A 20,288-nucleotide genomic window follows, 5' to 3' on the forward strand; every position below is an offset into this window, starting at 1 on the left:
TCACCCGGGAGCCCTGGACCTCAGGGCGACCGGGTGAACTGCCGTGGGCGGCCCACTCACCGGGCCGGCACGAGTCAGACGAGGATGAGGACGAACACGGCAGCCGCCAGCAGCAGGACGAGCGTCAACGCCGGTGCCCCGGTGCGCTCATCGGGACCGGAGGTGACGGCGGCCCACGAAACGACGGGGACCGCCAGCGAGAGGACGATCGCCAGCCACGTCACGGTACCCATGGGCACCCCGGCGACCTCGGCCCCGAAGACGGTCGTGAACATCACCAGCAGCCAGGCCGTCGCGGTCAGCACCGCCCAGGCCGCACGTGCGGTCCACCGCTGGGCCGGGTCGGCCGCGCGGAAGTTGGTGCGGGTCATCGTCCAGATCCGGGTCCAGTTCGTCACCGGAACATTCTGTCGAACGGCACCGCCGGGCACCAGCGCCGGGCCGACGCCGTTCCCCGCCGGGCACCACGGCTCCGTACGGGTCAGCCGATCCGTTCGGCCAGCGCGACGATGATTCCCGAGGGGCCGCGGAGGTTGCAGAGCCGGTAGGTGTTCTCGTACCGCGCCACCTCGCCGAGGAGTTCGGCGCCGTGGCGGCGCAGGCGGGCGATGGTGTCGTCGATGTCGTCGACGGCGAACATGACCCGGTGCAGGCCCAGGGTGTTGGGTGGCGGGTCGAGCGGTCCGGCAGTGACCGCCGCGGGGGTGTGGAACTTCGTCAGTTCCAGCTTTCCGTGGCCGTCCGGGGTGCGCAGCATCGCGATGGCGCTGCGGACCCCGTCCAGGCCGAGCATCTGCTCCGGGCAGGCCCCTTCGAGCTGCGCTTCGCCTTCCAACTCCATGCCCAGCTCGGTGAAGAAGGCGACGGCTGCCTCCAGGTCGTCGACCACGATGCCGACGTTGTCCATCCGCTGAATCGTCATGAGAGTGCTCCTTCTTCGTCGCACGGTCCGTTCCTGAGCCGTAGTGTCACTCCTCGGACCGGTCCCCGGCACCGGCCCGTCCGGCACCGGCCCGTCCGGCACCGGCCCGTCCGGCACCGGCCCGTCCGGCGGCGGCTCGTCCGGTGGCGGCGAGCAGTGCCAGGACGGCGAGCACCGCGAGGAGGACCAGGACGAGCAGCAGCACGGTCGGCACCGTCGGGTGGTTCCACAGCGCGAACACCAGGGCCAGGACCAGCAGGGCCGCGAGGGCGAGGCGGTTCCGGTCGGCGTCGGTCCAGGTGCCGGCCCGTCCGGTGCGCACCCCGTGCGCGTCGCCCCAGCGGGCGACGGTGTCCGCGGCGCGGTCCGCCCGGCGTCGGGTGGCGCCCGGCAGCCGCCCGGGGCCGGACAGGTAGGCGCCCAGCGCCACCACCACACCCAGGACGGTCCCGGTGCCCAGGGCGGACCGCAGGAAGCGCAGCAGGGCGTCGAAGACCGCCGCCGCCGCGGCCCGGGACTGCACGGCGGCCGGCAGGTGGTCCAGGTAGTAGTGCCGGGCGATCACCAGGGCGACGGCCACCAGCAGGCAGCCGCCGGCCGCACCGAGGGCCGTGGCGACCAGGGCCCGGCGCCTGCGGCGGGCCAGCAGGACGCCGGTCGCGCCGAGCAGCACGGTGAGGACGGGCATCCAGTTGCCGACCACGTCGAGGGCGTGCGCGCCGCCGCGGACCTTGTCCAGTTCGTCGGACTGGAACAGCACCAGTTGCTTGTCCACGTCCGGGATCCTCGCGGCCGGGGAGAGCCCGGCGGCCACCAGTTCCGCCCTCAGCCGGTCGACCACCGCCCCGAGGTCGAGCGTGACCGTGCCGTCGGTGACCTCCACCGGGCCCCGGCCCTGGCCGGTGAGGACCCGCACCACCGCCGTGTGGGCGGCCCGGTTGGCCTGCGTCCACGCGGTGGTGAAGGCGTCGCTGTGCACGACCCCGGTCGCGGCGTCGGTGACGACCTGGTTCACCGCGTGGTCGAGTCCGGGCCCGAGCGACTTGACCGCCGTGGCCGCCCTGGGCGGCAGGCCGAGGGACTGCAGCCAGGCGGCCAGGTCGGAGGCGACCGCCGGGCCGTCCACCCGTACGTCCACCGCGTGGGTGATCCGGTCGACCGCGGCGCCCTGGATCGCGGGGTTCGTCGCCAGCGGGGCGACCGTGGCGACGTACCGGCCGGTGTCCAGGACGATGTCGTGCACCCAGACGGCCAGCAGCGAGACCGGAACCAGGACGCAGGCCACGGTGATCAGCACGGCCGAGAGCGCGCTCCTGACGATCCGCCCCGGTGCGGGCGGCCGGCTGCCGCTGCCGCCACCCGGCGGTTTGCCCGGTGCGGGCGGGGGCGGAGGCCCTGACGGCTCGTTCATCGGGTCTCCCGGTACTCCGCGCGGCCGTGGCACCGCTGACCACCATTGCCCCGTAGGGCGCGATGACCGGCACCCCGGGGAAGCCGTCCGGGCGAGGTCCGGTGGCGGCTCGACGCGCCCGGGTGCCGGTCCGTCGCACCGAACGGTGGCCCGTCGCACCGAACGGTGGCCCGTTGCGGCGAACGGCGGTCCGCCCGAGGTGCCGTCCGCCGGCCCGTCGCCCAGCCTGGGACGGAGTCCGGAGTGCGCACGCCGGTGACGAACCCGACGAACCCCCGGAGGGAGGACGCGGTGGCGGAAGAGCGCGGTCGGCCCGTCCGCGCCCACTGGATCCGCGCCAGGTCCACCTGGCTGCGTGGGCGTACGGCGACGCTGCGCGACGCCCCGTTCCCACGCCGGCTGGCGGCGCAGCTGATCCACCTCCACGTCCTGGACATCGCCACCCGCCTCGCGGCGCAGGCCTTCCTGACCGCCGTCCCGGCGCTCTTCGCCCTGGCCGCCTTCATGCCCAACGAGGTGCGCAGCAGCATCTCCGACTCGCTGCGGACCGTCCTCGGGCTCCAGGGCGCCTCGCTCTCCGAGGTCGAACAGGTGCTCCAGGCCAACGGGACCAGCACCACCGACGCCTTCGGCGGCATCGGGATCGCGGTGACCCTCCTCGCGGCCACCAGCTGCAGCCGGGTGCTGCAGCGGCTCTGCGAACGAAGCTGGCACCTGCCCCATCTGGCCGGGCGGCTGGCGGCCTGGCGGTGGCTCGCCTGGCTGCTGGTGTGGCTCGCCGCCCTGGTCGTCCAGGGCCAGGTGCGGTCCGGCTTCGGCGCGGGCGGCGCGCTCGGGATCGCGCTCTACCTGATCTCGGCCGTCCTCCTCTGGTGGTGGACGCCCCACCTGCTGCTCGGTGGCCGGGTGCCCTGGCTCCCGCTGCTGCCCGGTGCCGTGCTGACCGGCGCCGCGCTGACGGCGCTCGCCTGGGGGTCGCGGCTCTACATCCCCCGCTCGCTGAACCGCAGCGTGACCCAGTTCGGCCCGCTCGGGCTCGTCTTCACCCTGCTCAGCTGGCTCATCGTGGTGTTCACGGCCGTCACGCTGGCCATCGGCACCGGGTACGTGGTGGCCGGCCAGGGCCGGCTGGCCCGGCTGCTGGGCACTCCGGAGAGCCCCGAGCCCGCAGCGCCCCCGGAGACCACGGAGCCCCCCGGGCCCGCGACGGCGGGCGGGGAGTGAGACGCGCGGCCTGCGGCCGGGCCGCCGTCAGGCCTTGGGCCAGTTGCGCAGCAGGGCGTCGAGGGCGTCCAGGACGCGCGACCAGGTCTGCTCGGTGGTGCGCGGGGTGTGCTGGAAGCTCCCCGCCCGTTCCAGGGCGACGTAGCCGTGGAAGGTGCTGCCGAGCAGGCGGACGGCGTCGGTCTCGTCGGGCTCCGCGAGGTCGTAGCCGCGCAGGATCGCGCGGGTCATCGCGGAGTGCCGGACGGCGGCGCTGTTGAGCGCCGTCTCGTAGTCGAGTTCGAGCTGAGCGGCGGCGTAGCGGCCGGGGTGTTCGAGGGCGTAGTCGCGGTAGGCGTTGGCGAAGGCGGCCAGGGCGTCCTTGCCCGCCCGGCCGGCCAGGGCGGCGGCGACCCGGTCGGCGAGTTCCTCCAGGGCGAGCAGGGCGATCCTGGTCTTGAGGTCCTGGGAGTTCCGGACGTGGGAGTACAGGCTCGCGTCCTTGACGCCGAAGCGGCGTGCCAGCGCCGAGACGGTGACCTTGTCGAAGCCGACCTCGTCGGCCAGCTCCGCACCCGCCCGGGTGAGTCGTTCCGCGTTCAGTCCTACGCGTGCCATGTGCTTCCCTTCGATCGCCTCGGCTGATTATACATTTGCCTAATACTCCTAGGTAATTTACGTTGGTCCCTATGAAGCCGATGACCGAACCAGAGATCCGCGCCGCCTTCGTCAACTGCAGCAAGGGTGAGGCGAAGCGGCTGCACGTACCCCGCGACCTGACCGAACTCCCCTGGGACGACCTGGACTTCCTCGGCTGGCGCGACCCCCAGGCCCCCGACCGCGCCTACCTCGCCGCCGAGGTCGACGGCCGCGCCGTGGCCGTCGCGCTGCGCTCCTCCAACGCCGCCTCCTGGCAGGCCCGGCGCAGCATCTGCTCGCTCTGCGTGACCACCCACACCGGGGGCGTCTCGCTGCTGGTCGCCCCGCTGGCCGGGAAGGCCGGCAAGCAGGGCAACTCCGTCGGCGCCTACATGTGCGCCGACCTCGCCTGCTCGCTCTACGTCCGCGGCAAGCGCGAGGTCGGCACCCGGCTCCACGAGTCGCTCACCGTCGAGGAGAAGATCCGGCGCACGACGGCCAACCTCGCCGCCTTCGTCGCCAAGGTCACCGCGTGAACCGCGTGAACCGCGTGAACCGCTACGGAAGACACCGGGCCGCGGCCAGGGGGTTGGGGACGGCCACGAACCGCGGCTCGGTGCCGTCCGCGTCGATCCAGCGGGAGAGCAGGTTGGCCTTGCCCGGCAGCGTGGCCGCGGAGAGCAGCGCCGCGGTCTCCGGGAGGCCGAGTTCCTTGTCGCACCGCTCGAACTCCCGCCGTGCGACCGGCCACAGCGCGCCCGCCGCCCGGGGGTAGCGGTGCGCGAGGGCCCCGGCGATCTCACCGAGGTTGTTGACGACGAGGCAGTACACCAGCCGCCGCCAGGCCCGCTCGCGGGGCGTCTCCGGGAGGACCCTGGCCCCCTCGGCGTCGCGGAAGACGGCCTGGACGGGACGGCCGTCCGCGTCCACGGCGATCAGGGTGTTCTGCAGATGGCACTCGACCGCCACCCCGTGCCGCGCGTACGCCTCCAGCACCGGCGGGACCACGTGCCCCAGGTAGGCCTCCCACCACCCCAGCGGATCGGCGAGGCGATCGAGCGGACTGCCGTCGAAGCCCTCGGCGAGCGCGGCCGCCAGGACCGGGGTGGCGCCCGGCACCACGTGGTGGTCCAGGCCGTCGCGGATCAGGACCGGAAGGACCTCCTCGAGGCCGCGGACCGTGCGGTACCCGGGCTCGGCCAACCAGGCCGCCGGGCCGCCCATGGCCGCGAAGGCGGCCGCGACCAGCGGGTCGGTGCGACGCCCCTGGCGCAGTTCGTGCCGCCGCATCCGCCGGATGTCGTTGGTGATCTGCACCTCCAGGCTGAACTTCAGGAACAGGTCGGCCGATCCGGGCCGCTCGGGGCTCCCGGGCACCTGGACGGTGCGCACCGAGGAGGTCGCCCGGGCCCGCCAGGGGGTGGTGCCGAGCCGGATCAGCCGCCCTTCGGCGAAGGCGGCGCGTACGGCGGGCCGGCGGTGGGTGAGGGCGAACTGCCAGGGGTGGGCGGGCAGCAGGCGGTAGCCCGGCGGCGCCTGGCCCAGGCGGGCGAGGGCCCGGGTGTCGCCCTCCTCGACCACCGCGTCCGCGCGCACGCCGAGCAGCAGGAGCGGGAACCGCGCGTACACCTCCGGGGCGTAGCGCAGCCAGGCGGCGGGCGGGCCGCCGCCGCTGCGGGCCTTGGGGGCCGGGTGGCAGGGGTGGCCCGCGACGAGGGCCGCCTCGGAGCGCAGCCACAGGTCATCGGGCGGGCCGGTGTGGGCGCGGGCTTCCAGGATCGCCTCCACGGCCGCCCGACTGGCCGTCGCCTCGGCGACCAGGGCAGGGTTGGAGTGCCCGGTGACGGCCCGCATCTCCTGGGCGGCGACCTCGACCAGTTCGGCGTGGTCCAGCGGCTGCCAGGCCGCACCGGTCCACAGTTCGGGCGAGGAGGGCCGATGGCCGGCCCGCACCCGGAGCAGCCGGCCGCTGGCACTCAGCCGGTGGACGGTGCGGCCGGTGGATGTGCTCGCCGCCGGCTCGACGGCCTCGCGCAGGAGACAGTTGAGCAGCGGAGCGACGGACAGTGCGTCGGCTGCCCGGGCGAAGTGATCCATCCGCCACCAATACCACCCAACCGGCCCTCATGATGTCCGCAACGGCTTGCCCGCTGGTGATGGGAGACCCCGCAATGCCCGATGGTGCCGCCGAACGGAGGCTGGCGGAGGAACTGGCCGGCCTCCGTCCGGAGCTGGTCGACGCCTACCTCGCCGCGCTGCCCGGTGCGCGGGCCGCGGTGCTGGCCCGGCTCTGGCGGGGGCTCGTCCATGAACCCCTGCCCTGGATCGAGAAACGCGTTCCCACCCCGGACGGGGTCGGCCTGCTGCTCGCGGACGGGCGACTGCTGTACGGCCCGCCCTGCGACCCGTGGGCCACCGGGACGACCGTCGCCCACGTCGAACTGGACGGCCGCCGGTTCGACCGTCCGGCCCGGCTGCTGACGGCGCTGGCCGTGCCCGGCGGCCGGGGATTCGCCGGCGAACTCGATCACAGCGTCGCGTCGATGGCGCTCTCCCGCACCGCCCCCCGCCCCGCCGGGCCGCCCGCGGCGCCGTGGGAGTGGGAGCAGCGGTCACCGGACGGGCACCCCTACCACCCCGCCTGCCGGTCCCGCCCCGGCTTCTCGGCCGCCGAGCAGCTGGCGTACGCGCCGGAGCACCGGCCCGTGGTGGCCCTGCGGCTCGCGCCGGTGGCCGGCGCCGTGCTGCGCGGCCCGTGGCCGGCCGAGCTGCGCGACGGCCCGCTCGCGCTGATCCCGGTGCACCCCTGGCAGGCCGAGCACACGCTGACCGGACGATCCCTGCGGTCCGGCCCGAGCGCCCATCCGCTGCTGTCCCTGCGCACGCTCGACCTCGGCGGGGGCATCCACGTCAAGACCGCGCTGAGCGTGCAGCTCACCTCCGCGGTGCGCGACATCTCCGCCTACTCGGTGGAGCAGGCGCTGACCACCTCCGAGATCGCCGCCCGGGCCGCGGACCACCTCGGCGGCCGGCTGCACATCGCGCGGACCCTGGCCGCCGCGGGCGACGGCACCCCGGACCTGGCGGCGATGGTGCGGCAGTCCCCGTACGAGTACGCCGGAGCGGGGGAACAGGTGGTGCCGGTGGCGGAACTCCCCGCGTACTTCGCACCGCTCCCGCCCGACCGACGACAGGAGCGGATCATCGAGTTCGCCCGCCTGGCCGTGTCCGTCTGCCTGGACCTGCTCGGCCTGGGCGTGGCCCTGGAAGCGCACGGCCAGAACCTCCTCGCCGTCCTCGACCGGGACGGCCGCGCCCGGCGACTGGTCTACCGCGACCTGGCCGACATCCGGATGAGTCCGGTACGCCTGGCCCGGCACGGAATCCGCCCACCGATGACCGGCCGGCTCCTGGAGGACGACCCCACCCGGCTGCGCCGCAAGGTCCTCGGCTGCCTGCTCACCGGCGCCCTGGGCCCGCTGGCCGGAAGCGAAGCAGCACTCGGGACGCTCCTCCGGACCGCCACCCGGGACCTCCCCCCGACCCCCGACCTGCAAGCCCTCCTGACGCACCCGCTACCGGCCAAGGCCCTCACCCTGATGCGGCTGGCCCCCGGCACCGACCACTGGGCCCACCTCCCCAACCCGGCCCTGCTCCACTGAACCCGCGGCACCGGGCGGCGGCCCGACCAGGCCGCGGGCCCGGAGCACGGGGCGTACTCCTTCGCCGAACCAGTAGGCCTCCTCCAGGTGCGGGTAGCCGGAGAGGACGAAGTGGTCGATGCCGAGGGCGTGGTACTCCTCGATCCGGTCGGCCACCTCCTCGTGGCTGCCGACCAGGGCGGTGCCCGCGCCGCCGCGGACCAGGCCGACTCCGGCCCAGAGGTTGGGGTGGATCTCCAGCTCGTCCCGGGAGCCCCGGTGGAGCGCCAGCATCCGCTGCTGGCCGACCGACTCGCTGCGCCCCAGCAGGCGCTGGGCCTGCGCGACCTCGGTGTCACCGATGTCGTCCAGCAGCCGTTCGGCCTCCTGCCAGGCGTGCCGGGAGGAGTCGCGGGAGATGGTGTGCAGCCGGATGCCGAACCGGATCTCCCGGCCCTCGGCCTCGGCGAGTCCCCGGATCCAGTCGATCTTCTCCTTGACCTGCGCCGGCGGTTCGCCCCAGGTCAGGTAGACGTCGGCGTGTCTGGCGGCGACCGGTCCGGCGGCCGCCGAGGAGCCGCCGAAGAAGATCGGCACGGCCGGCGCCGGCGGGACGGGCACATGGGCACCGGTCACCCGGTAGTGGCTCCCGGCGAAGTCGTACGGCGTGCCCGTCCACGCGCCGCGCACCACGCTGAGGAACTCGTCGGTCCGCGCGTAGCGGCTGTCGTGGTCCAGGTGGTCGCCGAAGCGGGCCTGCTCCGCGGTGTCGCCGCCGGTCACCACGTTGAGCAGCAGGCGGCCCCCGGTGGCCCGCTGGTAGGTGGCCGCCATCTGCGCGGCCAGGGTGGGTGCGATCAGGCCCGGACGGAAGGCGACCAGGAACTTCAGGTGCTGGGTCTCGTGGGCGAGGAAGGCCGTGGTGAGCCAGGCGTCCTCGCACCAGGTGCCGGTCGGGGTGAGGACGGCCTCGAAGCCGAGCCGGTCGGCGGCCTTGGCGATCTGTGCGAGGTACTCGATGTCGGGCCGGCGGACGGCTTCGGCCGCCCGGCCCGGGGTCGTGCTCGCCGCGGCGTCGTCGAAGTTGCCGGCGTAGACGTGGCGGTCGACCAGGCCTCGGCCGTCCCCGCCGGTCGGCAGGAACCAGTGCAGGTGGACGTTCATCGTGGACGCTCCGGAGTGGGTCGGTTGGGGAGTGGGTCAGTTGGCGGGGGCGGTCGTGGTCGTGGACGGCGGCAGGTCGGCGTTGAAGCGACGGTCGGTGATGGCCGCGAAGTCGAAGGGCGCCGGGATCAGCTTCTGGGCGGCGAAGGTCTCCACGATCCGCTGCTCGGACCGCACGGCGTCGTCGTCCAGCGCGACCCCGAACGCCGTGGACTGGGTGCGCTTCACCGAGACCAGGGCGATGTCGTACGGGACGCCCGCCTGCTTGGACCACACCCGCGCCCACTCCTCCTGGTGCGAGGCGGCCCAGCGCCAGGCCGCGCGCAGCCTCTGGAGGTAGTCGCCGACCAGCTTGCTGCGGCCCTGGTCCGCCAGTGCGCCGTCCGAGGAGACGGCGAAGGCGAGCCCGACGGCGACCTGCTCGCCGGTGACCAGGATGCGGCCGCCGGCCTGTTCGGCGATCGCGGTGTACGGATCCCACACCGCCCAGGCGTCGACCTTCCCGGCGTTGAACGCGGCCAGGGCGTCAGCCGGTTGGAGATAGCTCAGGTGCACGTCGGCGGGGCTGAGCCCGCTCTTCAGCAGCAGCGCCACCAGAGTGTTGTGCGCGGAACTGCCCTGCGCGACGGCGATCGTCCTCCCCCTGAGCGAGGCGATGTCGGCCAGCGCCGAGCCCTTGGGCACCAGCACCGCGTCTCCGGCCTCCGAGGACTTCAGCGCGGCGACGACCTTGACCGGCCGGTGAGCGGACCCGGCGAAGACCGGCGGGGTGTCGCCCACCGTACCGATGTCCACCGCGCCGGCGCCGATCGCCTCCAGCATCGGCGGTCCGGAACTGAAGGTCGACCAACTGATGTGGTACGGAAGCCCTTTGGACTGTCCGGAGGCGTCCAGCAGTGCCTGGGCGGCGCCCCCTTTCTGGTCACCCACTCTCAGGGTCCCGGCGGAGCCGCTCCCCGGGGAGGTCGACGTGGAGCTCGACGCGGAGGAGCCGCAGGCGGTCAGGGCGGCGAGCAGCACGGGGGCGAGGACGGCGGTGGCGCGGCGGAGCAGGAGGGTCATGGTTCGTGCTTTCGGTAGGAGCGGATCAGGAGGAGCTGACGCCGAGTTCGGCCAGCAGTGCGCCGCGCAGGGCGATGACGGCGGGGTCGGCGGCCTCGCGCGGCCGCGGGAGGTCCACCAGGGAGTCGTGGACGATCGCCCCGTCGCGCATCACCAGGACCCGATCGGCGAGCAGCGCGGCCTCCTCGACATCGTGGGTGACCAGCAGGACCGCGCACCGGCGGCGCTCCCACACCTCGCCGACCAGGCGCTGAGCCGTCAGCCGGGTCAGGGCGTCCAGTGCGCCGAACGGCTCGTCGAGCAGAAGGAGTTCCGGCTCACGCACCAGGGCCCGGGCCAGTGAGGCGCGCTGCGCCTCACCGCCGGAGAGGGTCTTGGGCCACGCGTCCGCACGGTGCAGGAGGCCGACCTCGGCGAGCGCCCGCTCGGCGCGCGCCCGGTCGGGCCGACCGGGCAGGCCCAGCACGACGTTGCGCCAGACCCTCTTCCACGGCATCAGCCGTGGCGTCTGGAAGGCCACCGCCCGGCGGCGCGGGACCAGGACCTCACCGCCGATCTCCCGGTCCAGGCCCGCGAGGATCCGCAGCAGCGTGCTCTTGCCGCAGCCGCTCGCGCCGAGCAGGACCGTGAACTGGCCCGGCTCCAGGCGCAGATCGAGTCCGTCGAGGACCACGTCCGCGCCGAAGGCCCGTCGCAGACCACGGACCAGGACGGCGGGGCCGGTGGTCACGTCCCGCTGAAGGTCGGTCGCCATGACAGCAGAGTCCTTTCCAGGGTACGGACGATGAGGTCGGCGGTCAGGCCGAGCAGGGCGTAGACCAGCAGGCAGACGACGATGACGTCCGTCTGGAAGAACTCGCGGGCCTGGTTCATCAGGAAGCCGACGCCGTTGTCGGCGTTGATCGTCTCGCCGAAGACCAGGGCCAGCCAGGAGACGGTCAGCGCGTACCGCAGACCGGTCATCAGGCCGGGCAGCGCACCCGGGAGGATGATGTGCCGGATCTGCTGACGACGGTTCAGTCCGAGCGTCTCACCGGTCTCGATCAGGGCGGCGTCCACGCTGCGGATGCCGGCGTAGACGTTCAGGTAGAGGTTGAAGCCGACCCCCAGCGCGATCAGCACCACCTTGGGTGCCTCGCCGATCCCCACCCAGATGATGAGCAGGGGGATCAGCCCGATGAAGGGAACGGTGCGCAGCATCTGGACGGTCGCGTCGATCAGGTCCTCGCCGAGCCGGGACAGCCCGGAGAGCAGCGCGAGTCCGATGCCGACCACGCCGCCGAGGGCCAGGCCGAGGAGCACCCGCTGCACTGATATCGCCAGGGCGGACGGCAGGGTGCCGTCGGCGATCAGCTCGACGGCCTTGGCCAGCACGGTGCTCGGCGTTGCCAGGGTCTGGGCGGAGAGGGTGCCGCTCGCTCCCAGCAGCTGCCACCCGGCCAGCAGCAGGGCGGGCGCGATCGCACGCCGCACCGCACGGGGCAGGCGGCTGCGGCGACGGGTGCCCGCATCGACGGCGACGAGTTCGGGGGCGGGGGCGGGGGCGCGGGCGGCGATGGCCGGGGGTGGTGACAGGGCGTCGGCTTCGACGGACATGGTGTCTCCTCAGGGCAGCGTGGGCCCCGGCACGGGACGGGCGGGCAGCACAGGGCGGGCGTCGACCGGGGCCGTGCAAGGGCAGGTTGGAGCCGGTGCGCCGGGGCAGGTCAGGGCGTCTCAGGCCCGTCGGACTCGGACGGCGCGGGACTCTCGAAAGGTGGAGGCGCTCAGCAGGAGCGACAGGCAGCGGAACAGACCCGCAGGAGGTCGATGTGACCGCGGGTCGTCAGGGAGATGGAGCACGGCTGCATGCCGGGGAAGCTAGCCGGACTCCGCCGCCGGAGTCAACGGGGCTTCCGCATGGTGAGCCCGGAGCCGGCTCACCCGTGGGACCCGGACGACACCACGAGCAGCGTCCGGGCCTCGCCGTCGGCCGGGCGGCAGCGGTGCGGGACGTCGCCCGGATGGTGCGCACTCTGCCCCTGGCGCAGCAACACCGGCTGCTGGCCGCGCAGTTCGAGGATGACCTCGCCCTCCAGGACGTAGAGGAAGTCCTCACCCGGGTGCTCGAACCACTCGCGATCGGGTTCGCCGGGGACGAAGTGGTGCCGGTACGCCTCCATGGCGGCGCTCTGCCCGCCGGGGATCAGCACCTCGGCCGCCTGACCGCCGCTCTCGGTGACCCGGACGATCTGCGGATCGGTCTCGTGGGCGACCGGACCGGGCCCGGACCGTGGCCGCAGGAACGCGCCGGGCGGACAGTCCAGGGATGCCGCGATCCGGTAGATCGAGCTCAGACTCGGGGTGGCCAGGCCACGCTCCAGCTGGCTGAGGAACGGCTGGGAGAGCCCGGCGGCCCCCGCCAGGTCCACCATCCGGATGCCGAGGGCCTTGCGCCGCCGACGGATCGCGGCACCGACGGCCGCCGCCTCGGGCGACGGTCCTGCCTCGGTCGGGTCCGGCGTTGCCATGCCCACCAGTATCGCAGCCGGGCCCGGGGCCTCCCGGAAGGTTTCATGCCGCCGCAACGCTTCGGCAATGATCCCCGGCTCATATTGATGTGGTCAATATTCCGCCGTCGCCCGGGAGAGACCCTTGATCGACCAGAACACCCTGCGCCGCCGCGGCACCGGTCTGCGCGCACTCGACCGCGATCGCGCCTTCGACGGCCTCACCCTGGTCACCCCGATCGCCGGCCCCGGCGAGGCCTACCTGATCGACCTCGACGGCACCGAGCGGCACCGCTGGAACCTGCCGTACCCGCCCGGACGCCACGCCCGACTGCTGCCCGACGGCACGCTGTTCTACCAGGGCAAGGCCCCGCAGCCCGAACCGCTCTTCCCGATCTGGGCCGTCTACCACGGGGGCGTGTTCCTCCAGGTGGCCCCCGACGGCACGGTGATCCGCGAGGCCCGCCACCCGTTCCACCACCACGACGCCGAGATCCTGCGCAACGGCAATCTGCTGCTGCTGGCCGTCGAACCCGTCCCCACCGGGTTCGCCCCCCGGGTTCGCGGCGGCATCCCCGGCTCCGAGGCACCGGGCGGGGTGATCTGGGGCGACGTGGTGTACGAGATGACCTGGGACGGCGAGATCGTCTGGCGCTGGTCCGCCGCCGAGCGGCTCGACCCGGCCGAGGTCGCCCTCGACCCCCACTTCGCCCGCGAGCACTGGCCCATGGCCAACACGGTCAACGAACTCGCCGACGGCTCCGTCATGGTGGGCTTCCGCAGCGCGTCGACGGCCGTCGTCATCGACCGCGCGAGCGGCGCCGTCACCTGGCGGCTCGGCCCCGACGTCCTCGCCCAGCAGCACCATCCGCACGAGCTGGCCGACGGCAACATCCTCGTCTTCGACAACGGCTCCTACCGGGAGGGGACTTCGGTGCCGTACTCGCGGGTGGTCGAGGTCGACCGGGCGAGCCGGGCGATCGTCTGGGAGTACCGCGACGACCCCCCGCAGAACTTCTACAGCCCGTACATGTCCAGCGCCCAGCGCCTGCCCAACGGCAACACCCTCATCGCGGAGGGCTCGTTCGGCCGGCTCTTCGAGGTCACCGCCGACGGCGAGGTGGTCTGGGAGTACGTCGTCCCGTACTTCGGCTCGTTCGGCGAGGGAGTCGGCCTGGAGTCCTCCGGCGGGGCGCAGAACGCCGTCTTCCGGGCGTACCGCTACGCCCGGGCGGACATCCCCTGGCTCTGACCGGCCGGGGCCGACCCCGATCACCCTCCAGCGCCGTTCGCCGCCACCGTCCGTTCGGAACCTCCATGCGCTTCCAGCCGCTCATCCGCGCAACCCTCGGGCACGTCCTCGACCCGGCCCGGCACCGGTCGCGAACGTCCTCACGGCGGGCGCCCGCGGTCCTGGCGCACGGCGTCATCGGCGCCACTGGCACCGAGCCCCGATCACCAGGACCGCCGGCCCGTCAGGGCGGCGGCGGGCCGACGGGCGGGCCGCAGGAAGCCCGGACGACGAGCTCCGGGGCGAGGAGCCGGGATCGCACCCCGTCGCCCGCGATGCCGCGCAGCAGCTCGCGGACGGCGACGCGGCCCTGCTCCGCCATCGGGGACCGGACGGTCGTCAGGGCCACCGGCAGTTCGGCGGCGACCGGTGTGTCGTTGTACCCGATCAGCGCCAGGTCCTCCCCGAGGCGCAGGCCGAGGTCACGGGCCGTGCCCAGCGCGCCGATGGCGGCCAGGTCGTTGACGGCGAACAGCGCGGTGGGGCGGCGGCCGGGGAGGGCGTCGAGCAGCGCGGTCGCGGCCTCGCGCCCACCCGCGGTGTCGAAGCGGCAGTGCCGGACGCGGTCGGACGGCAGCGGCAGACCCGCCTCGCGGTAACGGTCGGCGAATCCGCGCGCGCGGTCGGCGCCGGTGCTGGCGAACGGCTCGCCGGCGACGACGGCCACGTCGCGGTGACCGAGCGCGAGCAGACGCTCGGCGGCGAGACGGCCGCCGAGGTGGTCGTCGCAGGTGACGGCCGGGTGCTCGGGCCCGGCGTGGCGGTTGACCAGCACGTAGGGGGTTCCGTCCAGCAGCGGGCCGGCCAGCGCCGCGCCGTCCAGGTGTGCGTCGCCGATGATCACGCCGTCGACCCGCCGCCCGAGCACCATGGCGATGCGCTGCCGCTGCGTGGCGGGGTCGTCATGGGTGTTGACGACGAAGGCGGACAGGCCGTGCTCGGTCGCCTCCTGCTCGATGCCCTCGTAGATGGTCGCCACGACGACCTCCGACAGGCGGGGGAAGAGCACGCCGACGAGGTTGCTGCGGCGGGTGCGCAGGCTGGCGGCGTGCGGGTTGGGGCGGTAGCCCAGCCGGTCGGCCAGCTCGCGGATGCGCTGGGCGGTGTGCGACGAGGCGGCGCGGCCACCCGCGCCGGTGGAGCCGTTGAGCACCCGGGAGACGGTGGAGACGTGCAGGCCGAGTTCACGGGCGATGCCCTGGAGCGTGGCCGGGGTGTTCCCGCCGGTGCCGTCGCCGGTGTTCCCGCCGTTTCCGCCCGCCGTCCCCACGTCCCGTTCCCCTCCTCGCCGGCTGCCGAGACCGTCCGGCCGCGCGCCGACGGCCCGGACGCGGCCCATTGTCCCCGACGTGCGCCCGGCGCGGTCCATCGCCCCGGAACGGGCCGCACCGGACCGCTTCCCTTGACCCGAACGTTCGGGGTCGCCATGCTTGCCCAAACGTTTGGGCAAGCGGCGCCGGACCGCCGCGGGGAGGGGAACGCCGGATGGAGAACGGGACTGGGCACGCGGTGGTCCTGCGGCCGGTGCCGCTGCGCCAGGCGCCCGGGTTCGGACCTCTGCTGGCCGCCTGGCCGGTGCCCGCGCTCGCGCTGGCGGGCGCGGCGGTGCGGGTGGTGGCCCGCACCTCCCAGGACGGCATGGGAGCCGGCGCGGGTGTGCTGATGGTCGTCCTGCTGCTCGGCGGGCCGGCAGCGGTGTTCACGGTGTACCGCAGACGACGGGCGCGACTGGAGCTGCGGTTCGAGAACGGCCGACTCGCCGTCACCGACGGCCGCGGGCACACCCGCTCCGTCACCCTGCGACGCGCCCGGTCGTACCACGTCTTCGGCCTGACCTCGGCGCAGACGGAGCTGCTCGTGGTCACCGGCGAGCCGGAGGAGCCCCCGCTGCTGCTCGAACCGGAGAAGTGGGACCACGTGGCGCTGATCGAGCGCGTCCTCCGCCCCTCGGGCGCCCACCTGGACCTGTGGGCGAGCGGCCGCACGTCCGTCCGCCGGCTGCGCGAGCTCCACCCCGGCCTGCGCCCGTCCTTCGCCCTCGCGCATCCGGTCCTGACCGCGCTGCTGATCCCGCTCCTGATCGTGGTCGTCGTCGGCGCGGTGGCGGTGGCGGTGGCGGCCGGGTAGTCCACCGCCCCGGGCGGCAGCGGTCGGCGGGCCCGGCGGATCCGCCCGGGCGGCCCCGCCGGTCACCGTGTGTCCGGCGGGGCGCACTGTCGGTCCGGTCGCCGCCGTCGGCTGCCCGCTCGGGCGGCCTTCGCCCGTTCGGCCGACATACGCTGGCCCTGAGCACCCCGCCCCCACACACCGCCGGAGGGTCGATGAGCCGTCGCCGCCCCACCGATCGCCCGAGCGCGGACGCCCTGCTGACCGAACTCGGCCGGCTCACCGCTTCCGCGCTGGAGCAGGCCGAGCTCCAGCGGGCCCGGGTGGAGCTGGCCGAGGCGTTGCAGCGCGAGCTGCTGCCGGCCGCGCTGCCGCAGCCGCCCGGGCTGCGGGCGGCCGCCCGGTACGCGCCGGCCAGGCACGGACTGAGCATCGGCGGCGACTGGTACGACGGCTTCCGGCTGCCGGACGACTCGGTGGCCTTCTCCCTCGGCGACGTCCAGGGCCATGACGTGGAGGCGGCGGCGATCATGGGCCAGGTGCGGGTCGGCCTGCGCGCCGTGGCGGCGACGGCCGCGGACCCCGGCGAGGTCCTCGGCCGCGCCAATGACCTGCTGATCTCCATGGACAGCCGCCGCTTCGCCACCTGCAGCTTCCTGCGCTACGACCCGGCCACCGGGGACCTCTCGCACGCCCGCGCAGGGCACGTCCCACCGATCTGGGCGAACGGCGACGGCCGCTGGGGGCACTGCCCCGACGATGACGGCGGCCCGCCGCTGGGCGTGCTGCCCGGCCAGACGTACCCGGTCAGCCACCACCGGCTCTCCGGGACCGGGGTCGTCGCGCTGGTCACGGACGGGGTGGTCGAGGGGCCCGCGTTCCCGATCGAGGCCGGACTGGCCCGGGTGGCGGCCGTGCTGCGGGAGCGGATCGCGGACGACCCGGACGTACTGGCGGCCGAACTGCTGGAGGTCGCCGATCTGACCGGGCACACGGACGACGCGGCGGTGCTGGTGCTGCGCCACGACGACTGAGCCACGACGGCTGAGCCCCGACAGCTGAGGCAGGACGGGACCGAGCCACTGAGTCACGACGCCTGAGCCACGGAGCCAGGACGACCGAGCCGCGGCCCGGCGACCGGAAGCCCGGGCGTGTCACGCCCGCTCCACGGTGCCCGAACGTAGTCAGATGACTACCATGCCGCCGACCACCGCGCCCCGTTCCCGCGACCCCCGCCACCTGGCCGCGGCCGCCGCGCGCCTGCTCGCGGTCACCGCGGTCTATCTCGCCGCCGGGCGGATCGGCCTGCTGCAACAGGTGGTGATCGACGGGGCCAAGGTCACCCCGCTCTGGCCGCCGACCGGGATCGCGCTCACCTGCCTGCTGCTGTTCGGGCTCCGCATCTGGCCCGGCGTGGCCCTGGGCGCGTTCCTGGTGATCGTCGTCACCGGGCCGCCGCGCTGGGGATCGCTCGGCATCGTCACCGGGAACACCCTGGCCCCGATCGCCGCCTACCTGATGCTGCGCCGGGCCCGGTTCCGGATCGAGCTGGACCGGCTCCGGGACGGCATGGCCCTGGTCTTCCTGGGAGCGTTCACCGGGATGCTGATCAGCTCCGGCATCGGCACCGGCGTCCTGGTCCTGAACGGGACCCTGCCGGCCGACGGGTTCTGGTCCACCTGGTCGGCCTGGTGGACCGGCGACGCGATGGGCGTCCTCGTGGTCACCCCGCTGCTGCTGGCGCTGCGCACGGCTCGGCTGCCCGCCGGTCTCGGCGCGTCCGACTGGGTCGAGCCGGTGCTGTTGCTGGTCGGCACCGCCGCCGTCACCGTGATCGTCACCTCGACCTCGCTGAGCCTGCTCTTCCTGGTCTTCCCGTTCCTGATCTGGGCCGCGCTCCGCTTCCAGTTGCCCGGCGCGGCGCCCTGCGTACTCCTGGTCTCGGTGCTCACCATCGCGGCGGCCACCAAGCACGCCGGTCCGTTCGCCGGGCACGGGCTGGTCGCCGACATGGTGATGCTGCAGGCGCTCAACGGCTGCGCGGCGCTCACCGGACTGCTGCTGTCCGCGATCGTCGCCGAGCAGCGCACCACCTACCGGCGGATCGAGCAGGCCTGCGTCGAACTCGCCGAGGTCGTGCACCGACTGGCCCCCGGCAAGATCGACCCCAACCGGTGGCTGCCGCCGGAGGACGGATCCCGGTAGCCGCTCCCCCACGGCCCGAGGACGGCGTTGACGTCGCCCTACACCTCACCTCGGGCCCCAAGATCCCTTCCTTGATGGAAACTTGACGAACCGCGGTCGTCCGAGGGTCTTCTCTCCGTCCGGGAAATCGGCATAACTGATACCACCCGACGGGGCCGAGCCGGCCGCACGCACCGGCAGCGACGTCAACGACATGTACGCCTACGAGGACTGCATCGCGGGCGACCGGCCGGTGATCCGCACCCCCAACACGCTCACGGTCAGCGAGGTCACCAAGAAGCTGCACGTCGACGCCGACGACCCGTTCCAGGGCTACGAGCCGGAGTACTGGTCCGGCGCGGCGGCGCAGCAGATCTGCGCGGAGGCCGAGCCGCCCCTCACCGCCTACGGCCCCGACGACCACCTGGCCGCCTGTCACTTCCCGCTCCGGGCCGCCCCGGTGCCCTGACAGCGCGGCAGCCGGCGGAGCCGCGCGGCCGGCGGGGCGTGGCCGGGGGTCTACGACCGGGGGCGCGCACTGCTGGAACGCCCTCGGCCGGCGGGGCGGGGCCGCTGTCAGCGTCGGAACAGGCCGCGCCGCTTCGCCTTCGCGGACGTCGGCGGGGGCGGGGGCGGCGGGTCGAGGAGGGCCAGGACGGCCTGGAGGAAGGGGCGGGCCTCCGCGGTCATACCCGTCCGGTGCAGCCGGTGCCGGCTCTCCGTCTCCCACTCGCCCAGCACCGCCCCGCCCTCGCCCGTGACCGGGTCGACCGCGTACTCCAGGGCGAAGGCCCGCTGCGGGGAGCCGTCGCCCGGCCAGGCCAGCACGACCGCGAAGGCCTCCGTCGCCGCCCGCGGCACCGGGAGCGCGACGAGGAGCATCCGGTGCTGCCCGGCCTGGACGAACCCGCCCTGGAGTCCGTCCGGTGCCAGCCGCTGGTCCGCGGGCAGCGTCTCGCCGTACTCCCCCCAGAGCCGCAGCAACTCGGCGCCGATCCACTCCCCCGGCACCGACCCCAGGTGGGTGAGCGAGGGCAGCAGGCGGTGCGCGAAGCGGTAGTGGTGCGGGCGCGGTCCGGACGCCGGCGCTCCCCCGTCGGCCAGCCGGGTGACCGCGGCGATCACCTCGTCCGCGTTCACCAGGTCCAGCAGTCCGCCCTCCGCCACCGCGGTGAGCGGTGTCAGCTCGCCGCCCCGCCACCAGTAGGTGTGGGGCGACAGCGGCGCGGCGGACGCGTCGAACTCCCGGGCCGCCGTCTCGATCAGGGCCTGCAGTACCTCCGGCACCCGGACGTCGAACGGCGCGTACAGCAGACAGAACGGCGTGGGGAACGCCACCACCGCGCCGTCCGGCGGCAGTTGGCGCCCCGTCACCTCGCGGTGGACGGCGTCCAGGGCGAGGACCCGGCTGCCGGTCAGCGCCGAACTCCCGGTCACCACGTGGAGCCCGCCGCCCTGCCCGGCCGGCCGCAGCTCGTGCCGCTCGACGGGCAGCCGGGCGAGCCGCGCCCGCGCGGCCCGGCGCAACCACGCCGCGTCCCCGAGTTCGGCGACGGCGGCGGACGTCAGCACCTGCCAACCGACCGGCGACTCCAGTGCGAGGAACTCCAGTATCCCGGGCGCGACTTCGAGCGCGTGCGGATACTGCGCCGGGTCGGCCAGGGTCGCGGCGTCCAGGAGCAGCGGGTAGAGCCGGGCGACCGTCTCCTCCGGCGTGCCGGCCCGCCCCGCCCCCGGCCCCCGGATCGCGGCGACCAGTTCGAGGACGTGGGCGTGGACCCGTTCCCGCAACTCGGGCAGCGGAACGTCCGGCCGCCGGTCCACCAGTTCGAGCAGCCCGCCGAGCCCGTAGTCCCGCCCCTCGGCGTCCCGGGCGACGTCATGGTGGAGGGTGACCTCGATCCCCGCCTCCGCGAACTCCGCCCGTACCAGCGCGGCCAGCTCCGGCTCCAACTCGCGACGTCCCATCGTCCCCTCCCCGCTCACGGTTCTGCTCCGACCTTGCGAAGACGCCACCCGCCCCTACCCGGTTGCCCGCCACGCCGATCCAGCCGATCGCCGCCGAGAACCGGCGGACGCGGTGGCGGAAGTCGCCGCGGGCGTCGCTCGCGCCGCGCCCTTCGCGCGCAGCGGAGGGCCGGACCTGCTGCTGGAGGACGACCTCCGAATCGGCCGG

At 74.3% G+C, this 20,288-nt stretch carries 20 protein-coding genes; 8 read left to right on the forward strand and 12 right to left on the reverse strand.

Annotated features, from left to right (window positions below):
- Positions 1 to 74: 74 nt before the first annotated feature.
- The 3 genes from ACZ47G_RS11165 to ACZ47G_RS11175 all read right to left on the reverse strand — a co-directional run bounded on the left by ACZ47G_RS11165 (position 75) and on the right by ACZ47G_RS11175 (position 2,219).
- The gene (locus ACZ47G_RS11165; protein WP_465741236.1) at positions 75 to 398 is read right to left on the reverse strand and encodes a hypothetical protein; all 324 of its coding nucleotides are present in this window, start codon (positions 396 to 398) and stop codon (positions 75 to 77) included.
- Between the two features lie 83 nt (positions 399 to 481).
- The gene (locus ACZ47G_RS11170; protein WP_465741238.1) at positions 482 to 922 is read right to left on the reverse strand and encodes a VOC family protein; all 441 of its coding nucleotides are present in this window, start codon (positions 920 to 922) and stop codon (positions 482 to 484) included.
- 46 nt (positions 923 to 968) lie between these two features.
- Positions 969 to 2,219, reverse strand: coding sequence for a hypothetical protein (locus ACZ47G_RS11175; protein WP_465741240.1), 1,251 nt, complete (start codon positions 2,217 to 2,219; stop codon positions 969 to 971).
- Positions 2,220 to 2,624: 405 nt separating this feature from the next.
- Between ACZ47G_RS11175 and ACZ47G_RS11180 the strand changes: the two genes are divergently transcribed.
- Positions 2,625 to 3,557 (forward strand): YhjD/YihY/BrkB family envelope integrity protein, encoded by a 933-nt coding sequence (locus tag ACZ47G_RS11180; RefSeq protein ID WP_465741242.1) that lies wholly within the window; start codon positions 2,625 to 2,627, stop codon positions 3,555 to 3,557.
- 27 nt (positions 3,558 to 3,584) lie between these two features.
- On the opposite strand, the gene ACZ47G_RS11185 is transcribed toward ACZ47G_RS11180, so the two are convergent.
- Entirely contained in the window at positions 3,585 to 4,154 is a 570-nt protein-coding gene (locus tag ACZ47G_RS11185) for a TetR/AcrR family transcriptional regulator (RefSeq protein WP_380459485.1), read from the reverse strand.
- A 71-nt stretch (positions 4,155 to 4,225) separates the two neighbouring features.
- Between ACZ47G_RS11185 and ACZ47G_RS11190 the strand changes: the two genes are divergently transcribed.
- Positions 4,226 to 4,711: an FBP domain-containing protein gene (locus ACZ47G_RS11190; protein WP_465741244.1), complete on the forward strand. Its 486-nt coding sequence runs from the start codon at positions 4,226 to 4,228 to the stop codon at positions 4,709 to 4,711.
- A 22-nt stretch (positions 4,712 to 4,733) separates the two neighbouring features.
- Here ACZ47G_RS11190 and ACZ47G_RS11195 read toward each other — a convergent pair whose 3' ends face one another.
- The gene (locus tag ACZ47G_RS11195) at positions 4,734 to 6,272 is read right to left on the reverse strand and encodes an IucA/IucC family protein (RefSeq protein WP_465741246.1); all 1,539 of its coding nucleotides are present in this window, start codon (positions 6,270 to 6,272) and stop codon (positions 4,734 to 4,736) included.
- A 74-nt stretch (positions 6,273 to 6,346) separates the two neighbouring features.
- On the opposite strand from ACZ47G_RS11195, the gene ACZ47G_RS11200 reads away from it, so the two are divergent.
- Positions 6,347 to 7,837, forward strand: coding sequence for an IucA/IucC family protein (locus ACZ47G_RS11200; RefSeq protein WP_465741248.1), 1,491 nt, complete (start codon positions 6,347 to 6,349; stop codon positions 7,835 to 7,837).
- Here the strand turns inward: ACZ47G_RS11200 and ACZ47G_RS11205 are convergent.
- From ACZ47G_RS11205 to ACZ47G_RS11225, 5 genes are all read right to left on the reverse strand, one after another.
- Entirely contained in the window at positions 7,751 to 8,980 is a 1,230-nt protein-coding gene (locus ACZ47G_RS11205) for an LLM class flavin-dependent oxidoreductase (RefSeq protein ID WP_465741250.1), read from the reverse strand. The two genes, ACZ47G_RS11200 and ACZ47G_RS11205, sit on opposite strands and share 87 nt — an antisense overlap.
- 36 nt (positions 8,981 to 9,016) lie before the next feature.
- Entirely contained in the window at positions 9,017 to 10,042 is a 1,026-nt protein-coding gene (locus ACZ47G_RS11210) for an ABC transporter substrate-binding protein (RefSeq protein WP_465741252.1), read from the reverse strand.
- Positions 10,043 to 10,067: 25 nt separating this feature from the next.
- On the reverse strand, positions 10,068 to 10,796 hold the full coding sequence (locus tag ACZ47G_RS11215; RefSeq protein ID WP_465741254.1) for an ABC transporter ATP-binding protein: 729 nt from the start codon (positions 10,794 to 10,796) through the stop codon (positions 10,068 to 10,070).
- Positions 10,769 to 11,638: an ABC transporter permease gene (locus ACZ47G_RS11220; RefSeq protein WP_465741256.1), complete on the reverse strand. Its 870-nt coding sequence runs from the start codon at positions 11,636 to 11,638 to the stop codon at positions 10,769 to 10,771. Before ACZ47G_RS11220 ends, ACZ47G_RS11215 begins: the two co-directional genes overlap by 28 nt.
- Positions 11,639 to 11,961: 323 nt before the next feature.
- A complete protein-coding gene (locus tag ACZ47G_RS11225; RefSeq protein WP_465741258.1) occupies positions 11,962 to 12,552 on the reverse strand; it encodes a helix-turn-helix domain-containing protein in 591 nt (196 codons plus the stop codon).
- 127 nt (positions 12,553 to 12,679) lie between these two features.
- Here ACZ47G_RS11225 and ACZ47G_RS11230 point away from each other — a divergent pair, with 127 nt between their 5' ends.
- Positions 12,680 to 13,783, forward strand: a complete 1,104-nt coding sequence (locus ACZ47G_RS11230) for an aryl-sulfate sulfotransferase (protein WP_465741472.1) — start codon at positions 12,680 to 12,682, stop codon at positions 13,781 to 13,783.
- Positions 13,784 to 14,006: 223 nt separating this feature from the next.
- Here the strand turns inward: ACZ47G_RS11230 and ACZ47G_RS11235 are convergent, their stop codons facing one another.
- A complete protein-coding gene (locus ACZ47G_RS11235; protein ID WP_465741260.1) occupies positions 14,007 to 15,092 on the reverse strand; it encodes a LacI family DNA-binding transcriptional regulator in 1,086 nt (361 codons plus the stop codon).
- Positions 15,093 to 15,307: 215 nt separating this feature from the next.
- Here ACZ47G_RS11235 and ACZ47G_RS11240 point away from each other — a divergent pair, with 215 nt between their 5' ends.
- From ACZ47G_RS11240 to ACZ47G_RS11255, 4 genes are all read left to right on the forward strand, one after another.
- On the forward strand, positions 15,308 to 15,949 hold the full coding sequence (locus ACZ47G_RS11240) for a hypothetical protein (RefSeq protein WP_465741262.1): 642 nt from the start codon (positions 15,308 to 15,310) through the stop codon (positions 15,947 to 15,949).
- Positions 15,950 to 16,143: 194 nt separating this feature from the next.
- On the forward strand, positions 16,144 to 16,962 hold the full coding sequence (locus ACZ47G_RS11245; RefSeq protein ID WP_465741264.1) for a PP2C family protein-serine/threonine phosphatase: 819 nt from the start codon (positions 16,144 to 16,146) through the stop codon (positions 16,960 to 16,962).
- A gap of 154 nt (positions 16,963 to 17,116) precedes the next feature.
- On the forward strand, positions 17,117 to 18,133 hold the full coding sequence (locus ACZ47G_RS11250) for an MASE1 domain-containing protein (RefSeq protein ID WP_465741266.1): 1,017 nt from the start codon (positions 17,117 to 17,119) through the stop codon (positions 18,131 to 18,133).
- A gap of 193 nt (positions 18,134 to 18,326) precedes the next feature.
- Positions 18,327 to 18,581 carry a hypothetical protein gene (locus ACZ47G_RS11255; protein ID WP_465741268.1) on the forward strand — a complete coding sequence of 85 codons (255 nt, stop codon included), beginning with the start codon at positions 18,327 to 18,329 and terminating at the stop codon, positions 18,579 to 18,581.
- Between the two features lie 107 nt (positions 18,582 to 18,688).
- Here the strand turns inward: ACZ47G_RS11255 and ACZ47G_RS11260 are convergent, their stop codons facing one another.
- Positions 18,689 to 20,080: a hypothetical protein gene (locus ACZ47G_RS11260; RefSeq protein ID WP_465741270.1), complete on the reverse strand. Its 1,392-nt coding sequence runs from the start codon at positions 20,078 to 20,080 to the stop codon at positions 18,689 to 18,691.
- Positions 20,081 to 20,288: the final 208 nt, after the last annotated feature.

The sequence above is a fragment of the Kitasatospora sp. NPDC030952 genome (genome assembly GCF_055571335.1).